General features: G+C 60.4%; 20 protein-coding genes. 19 read left to right on the top strand and 1 reads right to left on the bottom strand.

The window, feature by feature from the left end; all coding sequences use genetic code 11:
- Positions 1–31 precede the first annotated feature (31 nt).
- The 19 genes from Q0887_RS11165 to Q0887_RS11075 all read left to right on the top strand — a co-directional run bounded on the left by Q0887_RS11165 (position 32) and on the right by Q0887_RS11075 (position 20,109).
- Positions 32–904 carry a LysR family transcriptional regulator gene (locus tag Q0887_RS11165; RefSeq protein WP_299195093.1) on the top strand — a complete coding sequence of 291 codons (873 nt, stop codon included), beginning with the start codon at positions 32–34 and terminating at the stop codon, positions 902–904.
- 66 nt (positions 905–970) lie between these two features.
- On the top strand, positions 971–1,306 hold the full coding sequence (locus tag Q0887_RS11160) for a DUF3703 domain-containing protein (protein ID WP_299195090.1): 336 nt from the start codon (positions 971–973) through the stop codon (positions 1,304–1,306).
- Between the two features lie 91 nt (positions 1,307–1,397).
- Positions 1,398–2,333 (top strand): ribose-phosphate pyrophosphokinase, encoded by a 936-nt coding sequence (locus Q0887_RS11155; protein ID WP_299195087.1) that lies wholly within the window; start codon positions 1,398–1,400, stop codon positions 2,331–2,333.
- Positions 2,334–2,339: 6 nt separating this feature from the next.
- Complete coding sequence (locus Q0887_RS11150; protein WP_299195084.1) at positions 2,340–3,641, top strand: SDR family oxidoreductase; 1,302 nt, start codon at positions 2,340–2,342, stop codon at positions 3,639–3,641.
- Positions 3,641–4,114 (top strand): DUF2269 domain-containing protein, encoded by a 474-nt coding sequence (locus Q0887_RS11145; protein ID WP_299195082.1) that lies wholly within the window; start codon positions 3,641–3,643, stop codon positions 4,112–4,114. The genes Q0887_RS11150 and Q0887_RS11145 overlap by 1 nt, the downstream gene beginning before the upstream one ends.
- Positions 4,115–4,157: 43 nt before the next feature.
- Positions 4,158–4,952, top strand: coding sequence for an inositol monophosphatase family protein (locus Q0887_RS11140; RefSeq protein WP_299195079.1), 795 nt, complete (start codon positions 4,158–4,160; stop codon positions 4,950–4,952).
- 4 nt (positions 4,953–4,956) lie between these two features.
- The gene (locus Q0887_RS11135) at positions 4,957–5,724 is read left to right on the top strand and encodes a hypothetical protein (RefSeq protein ID WP_299195076.1); all 768 of its coding nucleotides are present in this window, start codon (positions 4,957–4,959) and stop codon (positions 5,722–5,724) included.
- 319 nt (positions 5,725–6,043) lie between these two features.
- Positions 6,044–6,247: a 50S ribosomal protein L35 gene (gene rpmI / locus Q0887_RS11130; RefSeq protein ID WP_299195073.1), complete on the top strand. Its 204-nt coding sequence runs from the start codon at positions 6,044–6,046 to the stop codon at positions 6,245–6,247.
- A gap of 25 nt (positions 6,248–6,272) precedes the next feature.
- Positions 6,273–6,632, top strand: coding sequence for a 50S ribosomal protein L20 (gene rplT / locus Q0887_RS11125; protein WP_299195070.1), 360 nt, complete (start codon positions 6,273–6,275; stop codon positions 6,630–6,632).
- A gap of 200 nt (positions 6,633–6,832) precedes the next feature.
- Positions 6,833–7,759, top strand: a complete 927-nt coding sequence (locus tag Q0887_RS11120; RefSeq protein WP_299195067.1) for an AraC family transcriptional regulator — start codon at positions 6,833–6,835, stop codon at positions 7,757–7,759.
- A 151-nt stretch (positions 7,760–7,910) separates the two neighbouring features.
- Positions 7,911–8,822: a helix-turn-helix domain-containing protein gene (locus tag Q0887_RS11115; RefSeq protein ID WP_299195064.1), complete on the top strand. Its 912-nt coding sequence runs from the start codon at positions 7,911–7,913 to the stop codon at positions 8,820–8,822.
- 84 nt (positions 8,823–8,906) lie between these two features.
- Positions 8,907–10,025, top strand: coding sequence for a phenylalanine--tRNA ligase subunit alpha (pheS, locus tag Q0887_RS11110; protein WP_299195062.1), 1,119 nt, complete (start codon positions 8,907–8,909; stop codon positions 10,023–10,025).
- Positions 10,022–12,400, top strand: coding sequence for a phenylalanine--tRNA ligase subunit beta (pheT, locus tag Q0887_RS11105; RefSeq protein WP_299195060.1), 2,379 nt, complete (start codon positions 10,022–10,024; stop codon positions 12,398–12,400). The genes pheS and pheT overlap by 4 nt, the downstream gene beginning before the upstream one ends.
- Before the next feature lie 20 nt (positions 12,401–12,420).
- Positions 12,421–13,950: a peptide chain release factor 3 gene (locus tag Q0887_RS11100; protein WP_299195057.1), complete on the top strand. Its 1,530-nt coding sequence runs from the start codon at positions 12,421–12,423 to the stop codon at positions 13,948–13,950.
- A gap of 141 nt (positions 13,951–14,091) precedes the next feature.
- A complete protein-coding gene (locus Q0887_RS11095) occupies positions 14,092–14,961 on the top strand; it encodes an alpha/beta hydrolase (protein ID WP_299195330.1) in 870 nt (289 codons plus the stop codon).
- Positions 14,962–14,980: 19 nt separating this feature from the next.
- The gene (locus Q0887_RS11090) at positions 14,981–15,538 is read left to right on the top strand and encodes a pyridoxamine 5'-phosphate oxidase family protein (RefSeq protein WP_299195054.1); all 558 of its coding nucleotides are present in this window, start codon (positions 14,981–14,983) and stop codon (positions 15,536–15,538) included.
- A gap of 221 nt (positions 15,539–15,759) precedes the next feature.
- Positions 15,760–16,098, top strand: coding sequence for a P-II family nitrogen regulator (locus Q0887_RS11085; protein ID WP_299195051.1), 339 nt, complete (start codon positions 15,760–15,762; stop codon positions 16,096–16,098).
- 19 nt (positions 16,099–16,117) lie between these two features.
- Positions 16,118–17,443 carry an ammonium transporter gene (locus tag Q0887_RS11080; protein ID WP_299195048.1) on the top strand — a complete coding sequence of 442 codons (1,326 nt, stop codon included), beginning with the start codon at positions 16,118–16,120 and terminating at the stop codon, positions 17,441–17,443.
- Positions 17,444–17,727: 284 nt separating this feature from the next.
- Complete coding sequence (locus Q0887_RS11075) at positions 17,728–20,109, top strand: TonB-dependent receptor (RefSeq protein ID WP_299195045.1); 2,382 nt, start codon at positions 17,728–17,730, stop codon at positions 20,107–20,109.
- Between the two features lie 77 nt (positions 20,110–20,186).
- Here the strand turns inward: Q0887_RS11075 and Q0887_RS11070 are convergent, their stop codons facing one another.
- On the bottom strand, positions 20,187–21,773 hold the full coding sequence (locus tag Q0887_RS11070; RefSeq protein WP_299195042.1) for a GMC family oxidoreductase N-terminal domain-containing protein: 1,587 nt from the start codon (positions 21,771–21,773) through the stop codon (positions 20,187–20,189).
- Positions 21,774–21,779 lie beyond the last annotated feature (6 nt).

Genomic DNA, 21,779 nt, shown 5'->3' with positions numbered 1-21,779 from the left:
AAAGCGCCATATTTGTTACCTATGCGAACAAATGGACGATCTGCGCCTCCTCAAACATTTCGAAGCGGTCTATCGCTTGCTCAGTTTCTCCGCGGCGGCAGAGGAGCTGGGGCTGACCCACTCCGCGATCACCAAAAGCATCAAGGTGCTTGAGGAGGATTGGCAGGCGCAGCTGTTCCATCGCACCACCCGCACCGTTGTCGCAACCGAAGCGGGCAAGAAGCTTTACCCGCAAGCGGTCGAACTGCTGGGCTTTGCCGCCAATCTGCGTGCCTCGGTCAGCGCGGGCGAGCACGAGCTTAACATCGTCAGCGGCCCCGGCGTGATCGAGGGGATGATCCATCCCGCGATTGTGAAATTCGCAAATGCCTATCCCAAGACGCGGATCAATGTGTCGACCATGCCCCCGCATTTGGCGGCAGAAGAACTGCTCCAGCGCCGCATCCACCTGCTGGTCTATCACGAGGCGAGCCTTGCCGGACTGCCGCACAAGGACCGCATGCGTGTCACCAATGTGATCGACGAACCCTATTGGATGATCCACCGCTGCGGCCACCCGGTCGCCGCGCGCAAACATTCGCTCGCCGAGGTGGTGCAATACAAATGGGCACTGGCGGGATATGACCGCTTGTTTGAACAAGCCCTGCCCGAAAAGCTGCGCAGCCTCCTCGCTGATAATGGCGTCCCGCATTACCGGTTGCTGAGTCAGGCGGCGTGTATCGAGCTTGCCCGCCAGTCCGACATTCTCACCACCTTGCCCGAAAGTGCTGCGCGCGAAATGGTCGCAAAGGGAGAGGTCGAGGGCGTGCCGCATCCGGGCGGTTTCCGCTTCTCTATCGGAGCGGCAGTGCTGCACGATGCGGGGCGCGAACCGACGGTTGAGCATTTCATCTCCTGCCTGTAATCGCGCAGTTGAGATATACTCCCAGGGGGTATATTAAGCGAGCCTCTCTTGCGAAGGAAGCCGCTGATGAAAAACCTGTCCGAACATGTCCATGCAGAGCTAGATCTGGCCGGTGAGCAAAGCGATCCGGCGCAGCGGTTCCATCATCTTGAGCGCGCGCATATCCTCTCGCAATATGCGACCGGCGACCATGTGCGTGTTCATCTCGCGATGCTGCGCTGGGCGCGCGAGCAGCGAGACTGGCGCGAGGGGCTGGGTCAGCTGATCCGGATCGCCGGTGCCGCGACCAAAACTGCGCTCGGCCTCGTCCCAGTGGGCAACACCGGCGGCGCCAATGTCAGCCCGATTGCTCCGATGCCATTGCCAGACGACCTTGCAGCGATAATCGCGCGCTATCGCTGAAGAGCCGTAGACAACCGGCCTACGCTCTGTTGCGTTTCTATGACTCATCGCTAGGCGGGTCAGACCACCAAATGCACGGGGATTCGCATCCATGAAGATCATGTCGGGCAATTCGAACCTGCCGCTTGCGCGCGCAATTGCGGCCTATCTCGAAATCCCGCTGACCGAGGCAAGCGTCCGCCGGTTCGCCGACGAGGAAATCTTCGTCGAAATCCATGAAAATGTCCGCGGCGAGGATGTGTTTATCGTCCAGCCGACCAGTTTTCCGGCCAATGACAATCTGATGGAGCTGCTGATCTGCATCGACGCGCTGCGCCGCGCTTCGGCCAAGCGGATCACCGCAGTGGTCCCCTATTTTGGCTATGCGCGCCAAGATCGCAAACCCGGCCCGCGCACGCCGATTTCGGCCAAGCTGGTTGCCAATCTGATCACCCAGGCAGGGGCTGACCGTGTGCTGGCAGTGGACTTGCATGCGGGCCAGATTCAGGGCTTCTTCGATATCCCGACCGACAATCTCTACGCAGCGCCCGTCATGGCTGCCGATATTCAGGCGCGTTACGGCGATCAGGATCTGATGGTCGTCTCGCCTGATGTTGGCGGTGTGGTCCGCGCCCGCGCGCTCGCCAAACGGCTCGACAACGCTCCGCTCGCCATCGTCGACAAACGCCGCGACCGTCCGGGCGAGAGCGAAGTGATGAACATTATCGGCGACGTTTCGGGGCGCCACTGCGTGCTGATCGACGACATCGTCGATTCCGGCGGCACCCTGTGCAACGCGGCTGAGGCCCTGCTTGAAAACGGTGCAAAGTCGGTCGCGGCCTACATCACCCACGGCGTGCTCTCAGGCGGCGCAGTGGCGCGGGTCGACGGCTCGAAGCTGAAAGAGCTGGTCATCACCGACTCGATCCGCCCGACCGAAGCGACGGAAAAATCCAACAAACTCCGCCTGCTCCCGATCGCCCCGCTGGTCGGCGAGGCAATCCGCCGGATTGCGGATGAGAGTTCGGTAAGCTCGCTGTTCGACTAGGCGGCGATGAATATCCTCCTCCTCGGGACAAGCGGCTTCATCGGAAGCGCGATTGCTGCGAGCTGTGTGGAGGCTGGCCATCAGGTCACAGGGTTGGGGCGTGATCTTCACCGAGCGCGCCGGATGTTGCCGCTGCTCGACTGGGTCAAGGGCGATCTACGCGACATGCAGGCGGCGTCCGACTGGCGTGAGGCGCTGGCCGGGATCGACGTCGTGATCAATTGCGCGGGCGCTTTGCAATCGGGCCTGCGCGACAATGTCGAGGACGTGCAGCTGACCGCAATGCAGGCGCTCTACGAAGCGGCCAAAGCATCGGACATCGCACAAGTGATCCAGATTTCAGCAGCAGGAGCGGATGATCCGGACCAGACTGCCTTTATGGGCACCAAGTCGCGCGCGGACCATGCGTTGGCCGCTTCAGAACTGCGTTATTGCATCCTGCGCCCCGGACTTGTGATCGGGCGCAATTGCTTTGGAGGATCGGAACTGCTGCGCGCTTCGGCTGGCATGCCTGTCATGGGAATCGTGCCCTCTGGCACTGGACCCATCCAAACAGTGGCTCTGCGTGATGTGATCGAGGCAGTGCAAATTGCGATAGCGGAGCCGGAGCAGGTGCAAGGCTTGCATGATCTTGTCGAAGCCGAACCCCGCAGCCTGCGCGATGTGATTGCGCTTCATCGCGAATGGCTGGGGATCGAGGGGCCGCGCGTCGAAATCACGATCCCGCTGGCTCTGATCCGCTTGGTTTCGCTTGGAGCGGACGCGCTGGGCTGGTTCGGCTGGCGTTCCCCGCTCCGCAGCAATTCGATCGCGGCTCTCGTCCACGGGGTTTCCGGTGACCCAGAACAAACGCGCCAGCTTCTGGGCCGCGCACCACTGTCTCTACCTCAGACCCTGCAAGCGCACGGACCGGCAGGCAAAGCTGACCGCTGGCACGCCCGATCCGCGATGCTCTACCCGCTCGCGCTCGCAACTCTGTTTGCGCTGTGGTTGGGAAGCGGAGTGCTGGGACTGATTTACACCGACACGGCAGCGCAGTTGGTTGTCGAGGGTGGCATGGCGCCCGGTATAGCCGGCGCATCGGTGCTCGCAGGATCATTCGCCGACCTCACCATTGCCGCCGGATTGCTCTGGCGACCCTTGCTGGGCAAGGCGCTCGCAGCCAGCCTGCTGGTCGCGCTCGCCTATCTTGTCGGATCGTTGATCTGGACGCCCACGCTGTGGCTCGATCCGCTTGCACCCCTGCTCAAAGTGCTGCCGATCCTCGCGCTGACGGCAATGTGTTTAGCCATGTCGGAGGAGCGGTGATGGACTGGTTTACACTCGCCCGCTGGCTCCATGTTTTGGGTGCGACTGTGCTGATCGGCACCGGCGCAGGGATCGCCTTCTTCATGGTCATGGCGCACCGCACTCGCGATGCCCGCATCGTCGCCCATGTCGCCTCTACAGTTGTAGTTGCGGACTTTTTGTTCACGGCCAGCGCGGTTGTGGTGCAGCCGCTCACAGGCATCTGGCTCGCCATCTTGGTCGGCTGGCCGCTCGACACGCCTTGGCTGCTTGTTTCCTATGGGCTCTATCTGCTCATCGGAGCGTTCTGGCTGCCGGTGGTGCGCATGCAGATGCGAATGCGCGATCTGGCGCGTGAGGCTGCGGCGTCGGGCGAGCCGCTGCCCGAAGCCTATCACCGGCTCTACCGCGCATGGTTCGCCTGCGGCTTTCCCGCCTTTGCGGCGATCCTTGTGATTGTCTGGCTGATGCTAGAGCGGCCCGCTTTGTGGTAATTCGCGCTTGACCACGCGCGCGCCTCTGTTGAAGGCACCAGGCATGACTCCTGCCGATCTCCAACTCGCCAACCGTCTCGCTGATGCTGCGGGCGCTGCTATCCGTCCGCTGTTTCGCGGGGACTGGGCCGAAGAGCGCAAGGCGGACAGCTCGCCTGTCACTGAGGCCGACCGCGCGGCCGAGGCGGCGATGCGCGCGATTATTGAGGCTGAGCGGCCCGATGACGGTATTATTGGCGAGGAATATGGCACGCGCAACGAAAGCTCCGGGCGGCAATGGGTGCTCGATCCGATTGATGGCACAATCAGCTTTATGGCTGGCCGGCCGATCTTCGGCACACTCATCGCGCTGATGCAGGATGGCTGGCCGGTGCTAGGCATTATCGATCAGCCGGTCGCAGGCGAGCGCTGGGCCGGACGGATCGGAGAAGGCACGACTTTCAACGGAAAGCCGGTGCGCACCCGTGCTTGCAAATCGCTCGAAGAAGCATCGCTCGCCACCAGCAGCCCGCATTACTTCACAGCCGAACAGGCCGAGCCTTATATGAACCTCGCACAAGCTGTTGGCGGCAATAAGCGGCAGGGCAGCATCGTCTATGGCGGCGACTGCTACAATTACGGGCTTCTGGCTGGCGGGCATCTCGACGTGATCTGCGAGGCGGGTCTAGCGATTTATGACTATGCCGCTTTGGTGCCTGTGATCGAAGGTGCAGGCGGGGTGATGAGCGACTGGCAAGGCAACCCGATTGACGCCGACACCGCCGCGAAGGAAGAAGGCCGCGTGCTCGCGCTGGGCGATCCGGCCCGGCTCGATGATGTGCTGGAGGCGATGGGGTAAAACTATGTTGGATCGTTCGTTCTTGCAGAAAATGGCGCTCGCGCTGGCTGCGCTGGTCGGTCTGGGCGCTTGTGATGCACTGATGCAGCCGAGCGAGCCGACGCATCGTTATGTGATCGAACTCGACGCGATGGGCGCAGGGGCTGGTGACGCGGCAGTCATGCAAGAGCAGCTGGCCGCAACCGAGGCAGTGATCAGCCGCCGGATCGAGATCGCCGGTGGCCGCGTGCATGCTTACACCAGACAGACTGGCGGCAGGATGGTGCTCGAGACATCGGGCATCGAAAGCGCTGCGTTTGCCGAACTGGTCGGAGTGGCCGCGCAGCTTGCGATCCGGCCCGTCGATGAAAGCGCTGACTTTCTCGATCTGGAATCCGGCATTGCGCCGCCGGGCAGCGAGGTGTTGCAGTCGAGGGACGGCTCCGGCCCGGTGGCGGTCAAGCGGATTGGCGGGATCAATGGCAGACACATCATCTTTGCAGCCGCTGGCCTTGATCCCATGACCAACGATCCGGTTATCAATATCAGCCTCGATGAAGAGGGCGGGCGGAGATTTGCGCAGCTCAGCTCGCAGAATATCGGCAAGCGCTTCGCCATTGTGATTGATGATGAGGTCGTTTCCGCACCCATCATCAGGGAGCCTATTCTGGGCGGAGCGCTCCAGATTTCGGGCGGCTTTCCCTACGAAGAGGCTGAGCAACTGGCGATCATGCTTCAAGCCGGCGCTCTGCCGGTTCCGGTGAAATTTCTGGAAGTGGAAGTGATCGAATAGGCGCTGGTTCCGCGCTTTCCTACACGGCTTCCATCGGGCAGAATGGCGGGCATGATCTCGCGCTTTGCCTCATCCGCTTTTCCACCTGTTTGCGCCCTTGAAGCGCCGCACCCGTTTTTTGTCTCTGGACCGTGTAACATGCGGTCCATGTCTCAACGTATCATCGGCGAGTTACAGCGGGAGAATAGCAGCCAAAACGCTTGCCTATCGCAGGCGCTCACCCTATGTGGCGCGTCTTCAACGACACGAATCAAGCTGCCGGCCTGGCTGAAAGGGCTGCCAGGGCTGGTTTGATGTGTCTCTGACTTAGGAGATGAAAATGCCCAAACTGAAGACCAAAAGCGGTGTGAAGAAACGCTTCAAAATCACCGCAACTGGCAAGGTCAAGCACGGCGTCGCTGGTAAGCGTCACCGTCTGATGAGCCACAATGCGAAGTATATCCGCCAGAACCGCGGCACCGACGTCATCTCTGACGCCGACGCCAAGACGATCAAGAAATGGGCGCCTTACGGCCTCGATTGATCGCTAAGATTTAGGAGTTAGAGATATGCCACGCATTAAACGCGGTGTTACCACCCGCGCCAAACACAAGCGGATTCTGGACCAGGCCAAAGGCTATCGCGGTCGCCGCAAGAACACCATTCGTATCGCCCGTCAGGCAGTCGAGAAAGCCGGTCAGTACGCTTACCGCGACCGCAAGGTTAACAAGCGCAACTTCCGCGCCCTGTGGATCCAGCGCATCAACGCCGCTGTCCGCGCAGAAGGCCTGACCTATTCGCAGTTCATGCACGGCGTGAAGCTTGCCGGGATCGAGCTTGACCGCAAGGTCATGGCCGACCTCGCCATGAACGAAGCTGCAGCGTTCAAGTCGATCATCGCCCAGGCGAAATCGGCGCTTCCGGCCTGATCCGGGAATAGACGCTTTCCTACACAGCTTTCGGCGGTGTAGCAGACGAGACAACGAGACTACGGGGAGGCTCCGGCGCGAGGCAATCGCGACGGAGCCTTTCTCGTTCGACCTGTCAAAACTTGTAGGAAAGCGCCACGATCCTTGTAAGTTTGCGCCAATTCCGCCACGTCTGACAGATGGGTTCGAGGGACGATATTGTGGGCGATGGGGTGCATGGCGCTCGTGCTGAACCCGTCGCGGACTATTCAGTTCGCAGTCGTTTCTACACTCCGCCGCCGCAGTTTGATGGCTGCTTTACGACCTTCTACCACCTTTCGCTTGACGTGGAAGATGGCGGCACACTCACCGATGCGTTGCAGCCCGAATGGGGTAACATCCGCTTCTTCGGCGGTTCTTGGCCGACTTCGCGGATTGGCGATTCGATAGTCAGTGGCGCGCGCTTTGGTGCCACCGGCCCCAGCTCGCGCCCATGCGAGTTCGAGCTGGGGCAGTCGCGCATGTGGGGGATCGGGTTCCTCCCGCTGGGCTGGGCGCGCTTTATCGAGGCCGACGCCTTCGACCTCGCCAATGTCGCCTGCGACGGCGCTAACCATCCTGTCTTTGCCAAGTTCGATGTGCTTTCAGACGTCCTGTGCGATCCGGCAATCCCCAAGGACGAGCAGCTGGCGCAAATCATCGAGGTAATGGCGCGGCTGATGCGCCCCAATCGCGACGAGCCCAAGATCATGCGCATTCACACAGCGCTCGTCAGCGGCGAGCATCTAGCGGTTGCTGATCTGGCCGAAGCTTGCGGCATGAGTATTCGCACGCTGGAGCGCATGTGCCGCCGCTACTTCGGCTTCACGCCCAAGCTGCTGCTCCGCCGCCAGCGCTTTATGCGCAGCCTCTCAACCTTCATGTTGCAACAGGCCAGTGGCGGTATGCGCTGGACCGAGGCGATGGACGGCGAATATCATGACCAGGCACAGTTCACGCGTGAATTCAGCGAGTTCATGACCATGACGCCCAGCGCCTATGCAGCGCTCGACCATCCGATCCTGTCCTCATTCATGGAAGCTCGCGCCCGCATCTGGGGCAGCGCTGCGCAAACGCTCGATCAGCCGGTGCGCGAAGCAGACGACTGATCAAGAGCGGCGCGCAGTCCGCTGCGGGTGATTTGCGGTTTCCTATGTGATTGCCTAGGCCTATTGCGGCTCAAGAAAGAGGCGATCCGCGCGTATGGCATTGCCCGGCAAACAGCACTTGGTCGCATGGTAAGAGGAACTCTGACGCTTCATGCACGCTGAAACGGGCAATGCGATTTCGATCCGCTTTGCGCTTCCGAGCGCGGAGCTGGCGCCCTATGTAACCACCTATTACTACACTGAAGTTGTCGCCTCTCCGTCCGAGCCCGTGCTGGAGGATTACCTCCATCCTGAATGGCCAAACTTGCGCTTTATGGAACAGGCAGGCTGGGCGCATTCGGCAATTGGCGACGCGCCAGTAGTGCCGACGCCTGCCGTATCGGCGACCGGCCCAACGAGTTTGGCAACCCGGTTTCGTATTTCGTCGGGACGCAGTTGGGGCATTGGCTTGATGCCGCTAGGCTGGGCCGCCTTTATTGACGGACATGCAAGCGACTATGCCGACACGGTCAGCGACGCGATGGCGGACAGCGCCTTTGCTGCATTCCATGCTTTGGGCCTTGAACTGACCGGAGCGCTCGCCGAGGGCGGAGGCGATTACGGTGAAGAGCTCGCGATTATCGAGCGTCATATGGATGCGCTGGTCCCGTCAGAGGGGCCGGCAACGGCGGCGATTGCCGCGATCAGCGCTGCGCTTGTTGATCCCGAACTCGCAACTGTTGCCGAACTGGCAGATCGGGTGGCGATGAATATCCGCTCGCTTGAAAGGCTGACCAAGCGGGCATTCGGATTCACGCCAAAGCTGTTGCTGCGCCGCCAGCGTTTCCTGCGCAGCCTGTCGCAGTTCATGCTCGACCCTTCGCTCAAATGGCTCAGCACGCTCGACTACCATTATCACGACCAGGCGCATTTCGTGAGAGATTTCAAACGTTTCATGGGCATGAGCCCGAGCACCTATGCCGCGCTCGACAAGCCGTTTCTGGTCGCCGCTGCGCGCGCAAGAATGGCGATTGCGGGCGAGGCGGTTCAGGGGCTGCACGATCCGGCGGCTAGTGAAAGCTGATCGAGCGAACCAGCATGCACAAATGCCACTTTGCAATGGCATGCAATAGGCGCTAGCGGACCCGCTGATCCAAGCAGGCCAAAGATGACCGAACTGACATCCCAGAAAAGCGCCGCGCTCGACGCAATCGAAGCGGCAGACACACTCGACGCACTCGAACAGCAGCGCGTTGCTGCGCTCGGCAAAAAGGGCTGGGTGAGCCTTGCCCTCAAGACGCTCGGCCAGATGAGCCCGGACGAGCGCAAAGAAGCGGCTCCCGCGATACAGGCTGTACGCGCCGAAGTCGCCGCTGCGCTCGAAGTAAAGAAGGCCGCGCTGGAAAACGCCGCGCTCGACGCGCAATTGGCCAGCGAAACGCTCGACCTGACATTGCCCGCGCCTGCCGCGCACAAAGGCTCGATCCATCCGGTCAGTCAGGTGATGGACGAGCTGGCAGAGATTTTTGCTGACCTTGGATTTGCGGTCGCAACCGGTCCCGAGATCGAGGATGACTGGCACAATTTCACCGCGCTCAACATGGATGAATCGCATCCGGCGCGCGCGATGCACGACACGTTCTACTTTCCGGACACTGCCCCTGATGGCGGGCAGATGCTGTTGCGCACTCACACATCGCCGGTGCAGATCCGCACGATGAAGGCGATTGCCGCAGCCAATCCAGGCGGCGCGCCGGTGCGGATTATTGCGCCGGGCCGTGTCTATCGCTCTGACAGCGATGCGACCCACACCCCGATGTTCCATCAGGTCGAAGGGCTGGTGGTCGATGAGGGCATTCATCTCGGGCACCTGAAATGGACGCTCGAAACCTTCCTCAAAGCCTTCTTCGAGCGCGACGATATCGTCCTGCGCCTGCGTCCCTCCTACTTCCCCTTCACCGAGCCTTCGGTCGAGGTTGATGTCGGTTATGCGAGCGAAAATGGACGCCGCGTGGTTGGCGGGCATGGCGATGATGATGGGCACGACTGGATGGAGCTGCTGGGCAGCGGCATGGTGAACCGCCGTGTACTCGAAATGGGCGGGTTCGATCCGGACAAATGGCAAGGTTTTGCCTGGGGCCTAGGGGTCGACCGGCTCGCTATGCTCAAATACGGGATGGACGATTTGCGGCCCTTCTTTGACGGCGATCCGCGCTGGCTGGCGCATTACGGCTTCTCGCCCTTCGACCAACCGACCTTGTCCGGCGGAGTGGGAGCAGGCGCATGAAGTTCTCGATAGACTGGCTCAAGGACCACCTCGAAACCGAGGCGACTTTGGCCGAGATCACCGAAGCGCTGACTGCCATCGGGCTGGAGATCGAAGGCGTCGAGGACCCGGCCGAACGGCTCGCGGGCTTTACGGTCGCGCATGTGCTTACGGCTGAAAAGCACCCCGATGCTGACAAGTTGCAAGTGCTCACCGTCGACACTGGCGAGGGTGATCCGCTGCAAGTCGTCTGCGGAGCGCCCAATGCGCGTGCGGGGATGAAGGGCGTGCTGGGCCAGCCCGGCGCAGTGGTTCCGTCGAACGGCATGGAGCTGCGCAAGAGCGCGATCCGCGGGGTCGAATCCAACGGCATGATGTGTTCGGTGCGCGAGCTTGAGCTGGGCGACGAACATGACGGGATTATCGAACTGCCGCAGGATGCGCCGGTCGGAGCCGGATTTGCAGACTATCACGGCACTTCGCCGCTCATCGACGTGGCGATCACGCCCAACCGGCCTGATTGCATGGGCGTCTATGGCATTGCCCGCGATCTCGCTGCGGCGGGTCTGGGGACGCTGAAGCCGATCAAGCAGCCGGCGTTTGAGGCCTCGGGCGCGTGCCCGGTCGAAATTCGCACCGATGATCCGGAAGGCTGCCCGGCATTCTATGGCCGTGTCATCAAGGGCGTGACAAACGGACCATCGCCAGACTGGCTGCAGCAGCGGCTTAAGAGCGCGGGTCAGCGCCCGATTTCGCTGCTGGTTGACCTCACCAACTATCTGATGCTGGCCTTTGGCCGTCCGGCACACGCTTACGACCTGTCCAAGCTGACCGGCGCAGTCATCGCCCGGCGCGCCAAGGCTGGTGAGCAAGTGCTCGCGCTCAACGAGAAGACCTATACGCTTGATGACAGCATGGTCGTGATCGCCGACGATGCCGAGGTTCACGACATTGCCGGGATCATGGGCGGCGAGAATTCAGGCGTGCAGGACAGTACGACTGACGTGCTGCTCGAGATCGCCTATTTCGATCCTGCCCGCATCGGCGTGACGGGTCGCAAGCTGGGTCTTGCCTCCGATGCGCGCACGCGGTTTGAGCGAGGGGTTGATCCGGCCTTCTTGCAAGAGGGCCTCGACCTGCTCACTGGCCTGATTGTCGAGCTTGCGGGCGGAACTGCGAGCGAGGCTGTGCAGGCTGGCGCGCCTCCGAGTGAGCCGAAAGTTGTGGCCTTCGACACAGGACTGACCGCACGCTTAGGCGGCGTTGAAGTGCCCACACAGGAACAGAAGCGCATTCTCGAAAGCCTAGACTTCACGGTCGATGCCAACTGGAACGTAATCTGCCCGCTGCGCCGCCACGACATCGAAGGCGCGCCCGATCTTGTCGAAGAAGTCGTGCGCATCCACGGCCTCGGCGAAGTCGAAAGCGTGGCCCTGCCGCGCATCGATGGCGTCGCTCGCCCGACAGCCACCGCTGAACAACAGCTCGAACGCAAATTGCGCCGTGCAGCAGCCGGCAGCGGGCTCGACGAAGCGATCACATGGTCCTTCATCTCCGCCGAAGACGCTGACGCAGTCGGCGGCGGGCACTGGTCGCTCGACAATCCGATTAGCGAAGACATGAAGGTCATGCGCCCCTCGCTGCTGCCCGGCCTGCTGTCAGCCGTGCGCCGTGATATTGCGCGCGGGGGCTCCAGCATTCGCCTGTTCGAAATCGGCCGCCGCTATCTTGCCGACGGTGAAGCGCCCTCGCTTGCCTTCGTGCTCGCTGGCAACCGTGAAGAGCGTGGCTGGCAGCACGGCAAAGCGCTTGCGTTTGATGCGTATGACGCCAAGGCCAAGGTGCTCGAACTGCTCGAGGCGGCAGGCGCACCTGTCGCCAATCTGATGGTGATGGGCGAAGCGGGCGACTTCTATCATCCGGGCCAGTCCGCAACACTGCGGCTTGGCCCCAAGAACCGCATTGCGAGCTTTGGCGCGGTCCATCCCAAAACGCTGCAGTATTTCGATATCGACGTGCCGGTTGTCGCGGGCGGGATCCACCTCGACGCGCTGCCCAAGCGCAAGGGATCGCAAGGCGCGAAGAGCTTCGCCCGTCCGACCTATGCACCGCCCGCTTTGCAATCGGTCACGCGCGACTTCGCGTTTCTGGTGCCCGCAGACCTCGCCGCCGCAGACGTGGTGCGTGCGGTCAAAGGTGCTGACAAGGCTAACATTACCGATGCGCGCGTCTTTGATGTGTTCGCAGGCGAAGGTGTTGGCGAAGGCAAGAAATCCATCGCCATCGAAGTGGTCCTGCAACCGCGCGAGAAAAGCTTCAAGGATGCCGAGCTAAAGGAGATCTCAGACGCCATCGTGGCAGCAGCAGCCAAACAGGGGGCGGAGCTGCGCGGCTGATCCCGCGCGCACCGAAAACCATGTCCGCACCCAATTCGCGCCGCACTTTCGCGATCATCTCGCACCCTGACGCGGGTAAGACCACGCTCACGGAGAAGCTGTTGCTTCAGGGCGGCGCGATCCACTTGGCGGGTGAGGTCAAGGCGCGCGGGCAACAGCGGCGTGCACGTTCGGACTGGATGAAAATCGAGCAGCAACGCGGCATCTCGGTCACGTCCAGCGTGATGACCTTCGAGCGAGAAGGCGTCACCTTCAACCTGCTCGACACGCCGGGTCACGAGGACTTTTCCGAAGACACCTATCGCACGCTCACCGCCGTGGACTCTGCTGTGATGGTGATCGACGCGGCCAAAGGTATCGAGCCGCAGACGCGCAAGCTCTTTGAGGTCTGCCGCCTGCGCAATGTCCCGATTATCACCTTCGTCAACAAGGTCGACCGCGAAGGCCGCGATCCGTTCGAGACGTTGGACGAAGTGGCTGACATGCTCGCGCTCGACGTGTCACCCCAAGGTTGGCCGATCGGCATGGGCGGGCAGTTCGAAGGCATTCTCGACTTTGCCACCGGCCAAGTCAGCCGCCCCGAAGGCCCGTCGAAGGAATTTCTTGGGCAAAGCGACAGCGATCCGAGCATTCCTGATGAGTTCGCCGAAGAGGCCGAGCTTGCGCAGGTCGGCTATCCCGAGTTCGACCTTGAGGCCTATCGCAATGGCGATCTCACGCCTGTCTATTTCGGATCGGCGCTCAAAAATTTTGGCGTCACCGAACTGATCGAGGCAATTGCCAAATTCGCACCCCCGCCGCGACCGCAACCCGCTGGCGATGATCGGATCGAACCTGACCACGATGAAGTCACAGGTTTCATCTTCAAGGTGCAGGCCAATATGGACCCCAATCACCGCGACCGCATCGCCTTTATGCGGCAGGTGTCTGGCACGTTCAAACGCGGCATGAAGCTGACGCCGAGCGGGCTGGGCAAGCCGATTGCGATCCACTCGCCGATCCTGTTCTTCGCGCAGGACCGCGAGATTGCCGATACCGCCGAGGCGGGCGACATTATCGGCATTCCCAACCACGGCACTTTGCGTGTTGGCGATACGCTCTCTGAGAAGGATCAGGTGCGCTTTACTGGCCTGCCCAATTTCGCCCCGGAAATTCTGCGCCGGGTGCAGCTGAAAGACCCGACCAAGACCAAGCAATTGCGCAAGGCATTGGATGACCTCTCCGAAGAGGGCGTGATCCAGGTCTTCTATCCCGAGATCGGCGCGAACCACATTGTTGGTGTGGTCGGCCAGCTCCAGCTCGACGTGCTGATCTCGCGGCTTTCGGCCGAATACAAGGTCGAGGCCGCACTCGAAGCCTCACCCTTTGCCACAGCGCGCTGGCTCAAGGGCGATCAAAAAGCGCTCGACGAGTTTGAGAGCTTTAACCGCGCGAACCTCGCCCGCGACCGCGACGGGGATCTGGTCTTCATGGCCAAGAGCCCGTGGGACGTGAACTATCAGGTCGAGAAGAACCCCGAGCTGGCCTTCTCGGCGACGAAAGAACGCTGATAAACAAAACACCGCTCGTGCTGAGCTTGTCGAAGCACCGTTCTTCCCTCTACAAGTTGCCCCCAAAGAAAAATACGGCCCTTCGACAAGCTCAGGGCGAGCGGGGTTGCTTGAGTTGATGAGTGAGGCCAAATGGCTCGTATGACGATTTCTGGCCCAACATCGCAAAGCTTCATCTCGCAGCGCCTCAAGCTCAATTATTTCGATTGGGGGAATGAGGAAAAGCCGCCGCTCGTGCTCGTTCATGGCGGGCGCGATCATGCGCGGAGCTGGGACTGGACTGCGGAGCAGCTTGCCCAGGACTGGCATGTCGTGGCGATGGATCATCGCGGGCATGGCGACAGCGACTGGGTGTCGGACGGCAACTACAACTCCAACGACATGGTCTATGATCTGGCTCAGCTGGTGCACCAATTGGGACGCGGGCCGGTCACCATTGTTTCGCACTCAATGGGAGGCAATGTTTCGCTGCGCTATGCGGGCATGTTCCCCGATATGGTGACCAAGCTGGTTGCGATTGAAGGTCTCGGACCCTCGCCCGAATGGAAGGCCGAGCAGCGCAAAACGCCTTATCCTGAGCGGATGCGCGAATGGATCGAGAAGAAGCGCAAAGCCGCTGGCCGAAGCCCGCGCAAATATGAAAGCATCGAGGCCGCGTTCGCGCGAATGATCGAGGAAAACTCCTACCTCACCGAGGCGCAGGCGCGGCACCTCACCATTCACGGCGTCAACCGCAACGAGGATGGCACTTACAGTTGGAAGTTCGACCCGCACCTTAATGTCTGGGGCGTCGAAGATGTCGCGGACGAGTTTATGGAGGCAACATGGGGGGCAATTTCCTGCCCCACATTGCTGCTCTATGGTGCGGATAGCTGGGCCTCCAATCCGGAAAAAGACGGGCGGATCGCGCATTTCAGAAATGCCGAAGTGATCGAGTTCGAGAAGGCCGGGCACTGGCTTCACCACGACCAGTTCGACAAATTCATGGGCGTGCTGCGCGACTTCCTGTGATCCGGCAAGGAGACAAATAATGGCTGAATTCTTCGATGCGCTGAATGGAAAGCATATCGCGATGATCGAGAAGCAGCCAGTCTTCTTCGTTGCGACATCGGCGCCTGATGCGCGGATCAATCTCAGCCCCAAGGGTTACGACGCATTTCGCGTGCTTGGTCCCAAGACGGTCGGCTATCTCGATCTGGGAGGGTCGGGGAACGAGACGCACGCGCATCTCGCCGCCGATGGCCGCATTACGGTGATGTTCTGCAACTTTCAGCAGCCTGCGCTCATCCTGCGCCTCTATGGGAGGGGCCGCGCAGTTCTGCCGCAGGACGATGAGTGGGAAGCGCTTGCGGCCAATTTCACGCTGGTGACGGGCACGCGGCAGATCTTTGTGATCGACCTTGAGAGCGTGCAGACCAGTTGCGGTTGGGGCGTGCCCTTCATGTCGCTGGAAGGCGAACGCGAGACACTCAAGAAAGCGCACAAAGCTTCGACGCCCGAGGAGTGGATGGCGAAGACCGCCTCGCGCACTTCGAGCATTGACGGTCTGCCAACCACGCCCAGCACGCGCTATATTTCGGGCGAGTAGGCCAAGAAGCCTTTCGGTGACCACCTAAGGACAATCGCGGACATAATCTTGCATGCCTGCTTAATAAATAGCCACCCGCTCAAAATTTAAGCATCAATATTTGTGCAAGTGCGAGAAATGCGCGTGTTTCTGCTGCGTAACGCGCTGCGGACTGAGCTGGCACGGCAATTGCAGTTCCTCAAGCAGCCGGATTGTCCGGATCAGCCAGAGGGGTGCTGTGCATGAAATTTATCATCGCAATAATAAAGCCGTTCAAGCTCGATGAAGTCCGAGAGGCTTTGGGTGCGCTTGGTATTGCCGGAATGACTGTGTCCGAAGTCAAAGGATTTGGCCGCCAGAAAGGCCAAACCGAGATTTATCGTGGCGCGGAATACACCACCAATATGTTGCCAAAGGTGAAGCTCGAAATCGCTGCCAGTGACGAAGTCGCTGAGCAAGTGGTCGAGACGATCCAGCAAACTGCCTGCACCGAAGCCATCGGTGACGGCAAAATCTTCATTCTCGACCTCGCCTCGGCAACCCGCATTCGCACAGGCGAATCCGGCGAAACCGCGCTTTGACCTCACAGGGAAACGACCGATGACACGACCCTTTGTTAAATTCGCTTTGCTTTCGGCTGGCACTTTGCTGCTGGCTCAACCTGCATTGGCGGCTCCGGCAGCTGTGCCAAACCCCGGCAACAATGCCTGGATGATGACAGCCACGATCCTCGTTCTGTTGATGATCCTTCCCGGTCTCGCGCTGTTCTATGGCGGCCTCACCCGTTCGAAGAACATGCTTTCGACCATGACCCAGATCGGCGCGACTGCTTCGCTCGCAATGCTTATCTGGGTCATGTGGGGCTTCAGCCTTGCTTTCGGGTCGACTAGCTATGAAGGCTGGCTTGGCAATTTCATCAGCGGGGGCAGTTACTTCCTTGCGGGAATGGACGCGAGCACCACTGCCGCGACCTTCACCGATGAAGTGATCAGCGAATATGTTTTCGTCAGTTTTCAGATGACCTTCGCTGCCATCACCGCTGCCCTGATCCTTGGTGCGACGGCAGAGCGGATGAAGTTTAACGCTGTAATGATGTTCGTGCCGATCTGGCTCACCATCGTCTATTTCCCGATCGCGCATATGGTCTGGGCGGCAGATGGCCTGCTGTACAAAGATGGCGCGCTCGATTTCGCTGGCGGGACCGTAGTTCACATCAATGCCGGTGTCTCCGGTCTGGTGCTCGCGTTCCTTCTCGGCAAGCGTCGTGGGTGGCCGCAAGAGCCGATGATGCCGCACAGCCTGACGCTGACTATGGTCGGCACCGGTCTGCTGTGGGTGGGTTGGTTCGGCTTCAATGCAGGCTCTGCCCTTGAGGCGGATGGGTCTGCGGGCCTTGCCATGATCAACACCTTCGTTGCGACCGCTGCAGGTGCGCTTACCTGGATGGTGATCGAGCGAGTGCTCGGCCACAAGGGGTCTGCGCTGGGATTCTGCTCCGGTGTGATTGCGGGCCTAGTCGCGGTCACTCCAGCTGCAGGAAATAGCGGGCCGTTCGGCGCGATCCTGCTCGGCATCATCTCGTCTACGGTGTGCTATTTCTTTGTCGCCAAGGTGAAGATGAAGTTTGGCTATGACGACTCTCTCGATGCGTTCGGCATCCATGGGGTGGGCGGGGTTATCGGCGCGATCGGAACTGCAGTGGTCTACCAGTCCTTCCTCGGCGGTCCGGCTGGCGACGGCGCTGCGCCAGTCGCGACCCAACTCTGGATCCAGATCAAGGGCGTGCTCATCACCATCGCTTGGGCCGGGATTGGCACTCTGATCGCGGCCTATGCCGTCAAGCTCACCATCGGCCTGCGCGTCGATGAGGAAACCGAAGTCGATGGTCTCGACATCGGCGAACACGGCGAACGCGCCTACAACTAACACCCAGTTTGGCGGGGGAGAGCACTCTCTCTTCCTTTCTCCTCCGCCAACCCATGTTCCTCCTGCGAACAAACAAACTGACAAGGGCCGGGGCGGCGTGTTCGCTCCGGCCTCTTTTTTACCGGTCGGTCTGTGTTGCGTGAGTGATACACCTACTTCCAAAAGAAAAATCGTATCTAATGAGGCTCTTGCTCAATCTCTCCGGCAAGAGTTTCTTGCGAATTTAGAATGCGAAAACGCACTATTCGTAAGGAGATGAACGGATGAATACCCCTCGAAACCATATGAAATCAGCTCGCTATCTGCGCGCTACCCTACTCGCGGGTTGCGCTATGGCGCTCGGCGCGACCCCGGCTTTTGCGCAAGATGCCGAAGAGGCAGATGAACCCGAAGCGCGCGGCAATGTCATCGTGGTGACTGCGACCAAGCGCGAATCCACCATTCAGGACATCCCCTTTTCGATCAGCGCACTTACGGCTGAAGATATCCAGCGGTCAGGCGCAGTTACGCTTGAAGATCTCTCGCGCAACGTCGCGGGTCTTTCGATCCAGAACCTCGGCCCGGGTCAGAGCCAGGTTTCGGTGCGCGGTGTTTCTGCCGGTCAGGTCGTGCGCGACCAGCCCGGCGTCAAGGAGCAGGTCGGCGTCTATCTCGATGAATCGGTGATCTCGCTCTCGCTTTTCACTCCGGATCTCGACCTATTCGATCTCAACCGCGTTGAGACCTTGCGTGGTCCGCAGGGCACATTGTTCGGATCGGGGTCGGTCGGCGGCACGATCCGTTACATCACTAACCAGCCCGAACCTGGCGTTTTGGAAGGCACGGTTGAAGCCAATGTGAACCTCGTCGATGGCGATGATCTTGGCTATCACATGAAAGGCGCCATCAACATTCCCGTCGGCGATGTCGCTGCATTCCGCGCGGTCGGCTATTACACGCAATATGGCGGCTTCATTGACGCGCAAGGCCCAGGCGGCGGCGAGAATATCAATAGCGGCGAGCGCTATGGCGGTCGCCTTGCCTTCAGGCTCGATACGGGCGAGGGTTTCAGCATCACGCCGCGCCTTGTTTACCAGAAAATCAGCGCCGACGGCTTTAACCGGCAGGAGATCTTCAACCTCTACGCCAATGAATTCCTCACCACTCCAAACCAGCTGGGTGAACGTGAGCAATATCTGCAGCTGCGCGAACGGTTCGAAGACGAGACGCTGATCGCAGACCTGGTAGTCGAGGCCGATCTGGGCCCAGTCACAATGACATCGGTCAGCTCCTTCACAAGCAGGGACATTCTGGTCAGCCGTGATGCCAGCGCGCTCACCGGATCGGTGTCGGTCGATCTTGGCTATCCCGATGCAGCTGTGCTGTTGCCTTCGAACCTGCGCGATACGACTGACGTTGAATCGATCACGCAGGAACTGCGCTTTGCCTCAGATTATGACGGTCCGCTGCAGTGGGTGTTTGGCGGCTTCTATTCGGAAACCGATCGTTTTTATCGCCAGCGCCTGCCGACCCCCGGTTATGCGGCAGCGACAGATGCGACGCTTGGAGCCGGAACGTCGGCGGCAGTTGCCAATGGCTTTGACAATCTCGACTCGCCGTTCAATTCGGATCTGCCCTACAATATCGAACAGATCGCACTGTTCGGTGAGGCGACACTCGACATCACCGATGCGCTCAGCTTCACCGCTGGTGGCCGGTATTACGATTTCGAGGAAACCCGCACGATCACAACCGGCGGCCTGTTCGCCAATGGTGATTCCGGCGTGATCGACGAGACCGCTTCCGACGGCTTCACGCCGCGCTTCCTGCTTAGCTACGAAGTCAGCCCGGACATCACCGTCAACGCGCAGGCCTCTCGCGGTTTCCGCCTTGGCGGGGTCAATGATCCGCTCAACGTGCCTCTGTGTAACGCACAGGATCTGGCGCTGTTCGGCGGCTTTCAGGACTATAATGACGAAACCTTGTGGAACTACGAGGTCGGTATCAAGACGCAGGGCGATGGCTTCACTTTCAATGCTGCTGGTTTCTACAACGAGATCAGCAATCTGCAGGTGACGCTCGACGCCGGAAGCTGCTCTTCGCGGATCGTCTTCAACGTTCCTGACGCGCATTCGGCAGGGATTGAGGCAGAGCTGGGCCTGAACCCGGCACCGGGTCTCAATTTCAACCTGTCTGGCAGCTGGATCGAAGCCGAGTTTGACACGACTTTGCCAGGCGCGCTGGCTGGCGCAACGGGTATCCGCGAAGGCAATCGCCTTCCTTCGGTTCCCGAATTCCAGCTTTCGGCAAGTGGCAGCTATGAGTGGCCGATTTCGGATGGGGCTGACGCCTTTATCGCGGCGTCGTTCACACATGTCGGATCGCGCTTCACCCAGCCTGCCGACCAGGAGGGTAACCCGCGCACCTTCGTCCATGGGCTGCCATTTGGCGGAGCGGCGGCGACGGATTCAACCACCGTTGACCTGCTGCTCGACGATTACCAGCTGGTCAATCTGAGTGCGGGTGTGGACTTTGAGGACGGGTTGAGCATCTCAATCTATGCCAACAATGTGTTCGACGAGAACGCTTTGCTTTCGTTCGATCGCGAACGTGGCGGCCGCGCAAGGCTCGGCTACCGCATCGGCACTCCGCGCACATTTGGCGCGACGGTGCGCAAGGAATTCTGATCGAAACCAGAACCTGAATACGAAAAAGGGCCGGAGCGGTATCATCGCTCCGGCCCTTTCTCATTGAGGCCGGTGCCTTAACCTTCGGCGGCGATGATGAAGTCGGCGCAGCGCTCGCCGATCATAATACTGGGCGCGTTGGTGTTGCCAGACACGATCTTGGGCATCACGCTCGCATCAGCGATCCAGAGACCTTCGAGGCCGCGTGCCTTGAGCTTCGGGTCGACAACCGCCTCCTCGTCTCCGCCCATCCGGCAAGTGCCAACCGGATGATAGACCGTGTCAGCGCGGTTGCGGATCAACTCATCCAGCGCCGCATCGTCATCAAGATCAATGGGGTGCCGGTCGGTCGGGCCATAGACCTGAAGCGCCGGCGCATCGGCGATTCTGTGAGATAACCGGATGCCTTCGCGCAGCACCGCAATATCTCGATCATCGTCGAGGAAATTGGGGTCGATAACCGGCGCGGCGGCTGCATCTTTCGAAGCAAGCCGGACGGTGCCCTTGCTCTCAGGCCGCAAGACGCATGCATGGAGCGAGAAGCCGTAGCCTTTCACATTCTCCCGCCCGTGATCTTCAAGCACTGCGGGGACAAAGTGCCATTGCACGTCGGGTGCAGGGGCATCTTTGCTGACGGTCCAGAAGCCGCCTGCTTCGGCGTAGCATGTGGTCATAGCGCCGGTGCGCTTGCGCCGGTGCTCCACAATAGCCGCCGCCATCTTGAGAGTGCCCTTGAGCGTTCCGCCGATCGGAACGTCACTGGTCGTGTGCCAGCCGGAAACATAGTCGATGTGGTCCTGCAAGTTTGAGCCAACCGTTGGCTTGTCGAGCACCACATCGATCCCGTTTTCTTTCAGGTGCGCGGCGGGGCCAATACCCGACATCATCAGGATTTGCGGAGAACCGAAGGCACCAGCCGAAAGGATCACCCCGCGCCGCGCATAAAGCATCTTCGAGCGGCGACCCTCGCGCACCATCACGCCGGTCACACGTCCATCTTCGACCACCAGTCGTTCAACCAATGAGCCAGTGCGGATCGCAAAATTGCCTTGCTCGCGGATCGGTTCGACATAAGCGCGTGCGGCGGACCAGCGCTCGCCGTCGCGCTGGGTCACCTGATAGAGGCCAAAACCTTCCTGTGTTTCGTCGTTGAAGTCTTCATTGGTCCTCAGCTGTAGTTGGTTGGCGGCTTCGACAAAAGCGTGGCTGGTGGGATTGGGGGAGCGCTGGTTCGAAACGAACAATGGCCCGCCAGCGCCATGATAATCGCTTGCGCCGCGCTCGTTCGACTCGGCCTTTTTGAAGAAGGGCAGCACATCGTCATAGGCCCAACCGTCGCAGCCCATCGCGGCCCAGTTGTCGTAGTCCCACTTGTTCCCGCGAATATAGACCATCGCGTTGATTGCGGATGATCCGCCAAGCCCCTTGCCGCGCGGTTGATAACCGATCCGGCCATTCAGGCCTTTTTGCGGGACAGTATCGAACTTGTAGTTCGACGAATTGCGGATGAAAGGCATGAAACCCGGCGTCTTGATAAGGACATTGTTGTTCCGCCCGCCCGCTTCGAGCAGGCACACCCGGCGCGTCCCGTCGACGGCCAGACGTCCGGCAACCGCGCTGCCGCCACTGCCACCGCCGATGACGATGTAATCGAAGCTTTCCATGATTTC

The sequence above is a fragment of the uncultured Erythrobacter sp. genome (genome assembly GCF_947492365.1).
Taxonomy (GTDB): domain Bacteria; phylum Pseudomonadota; class Alphaproteobacteria; order Sphingomonadales; family Sphingomonadaceae; genus Erythrobacter.
The sequence above is the reverse complement of the archived record's forward strand: the minus strand, read 5'-3'. Positions and strand labels throughout refer to the sequence as shown.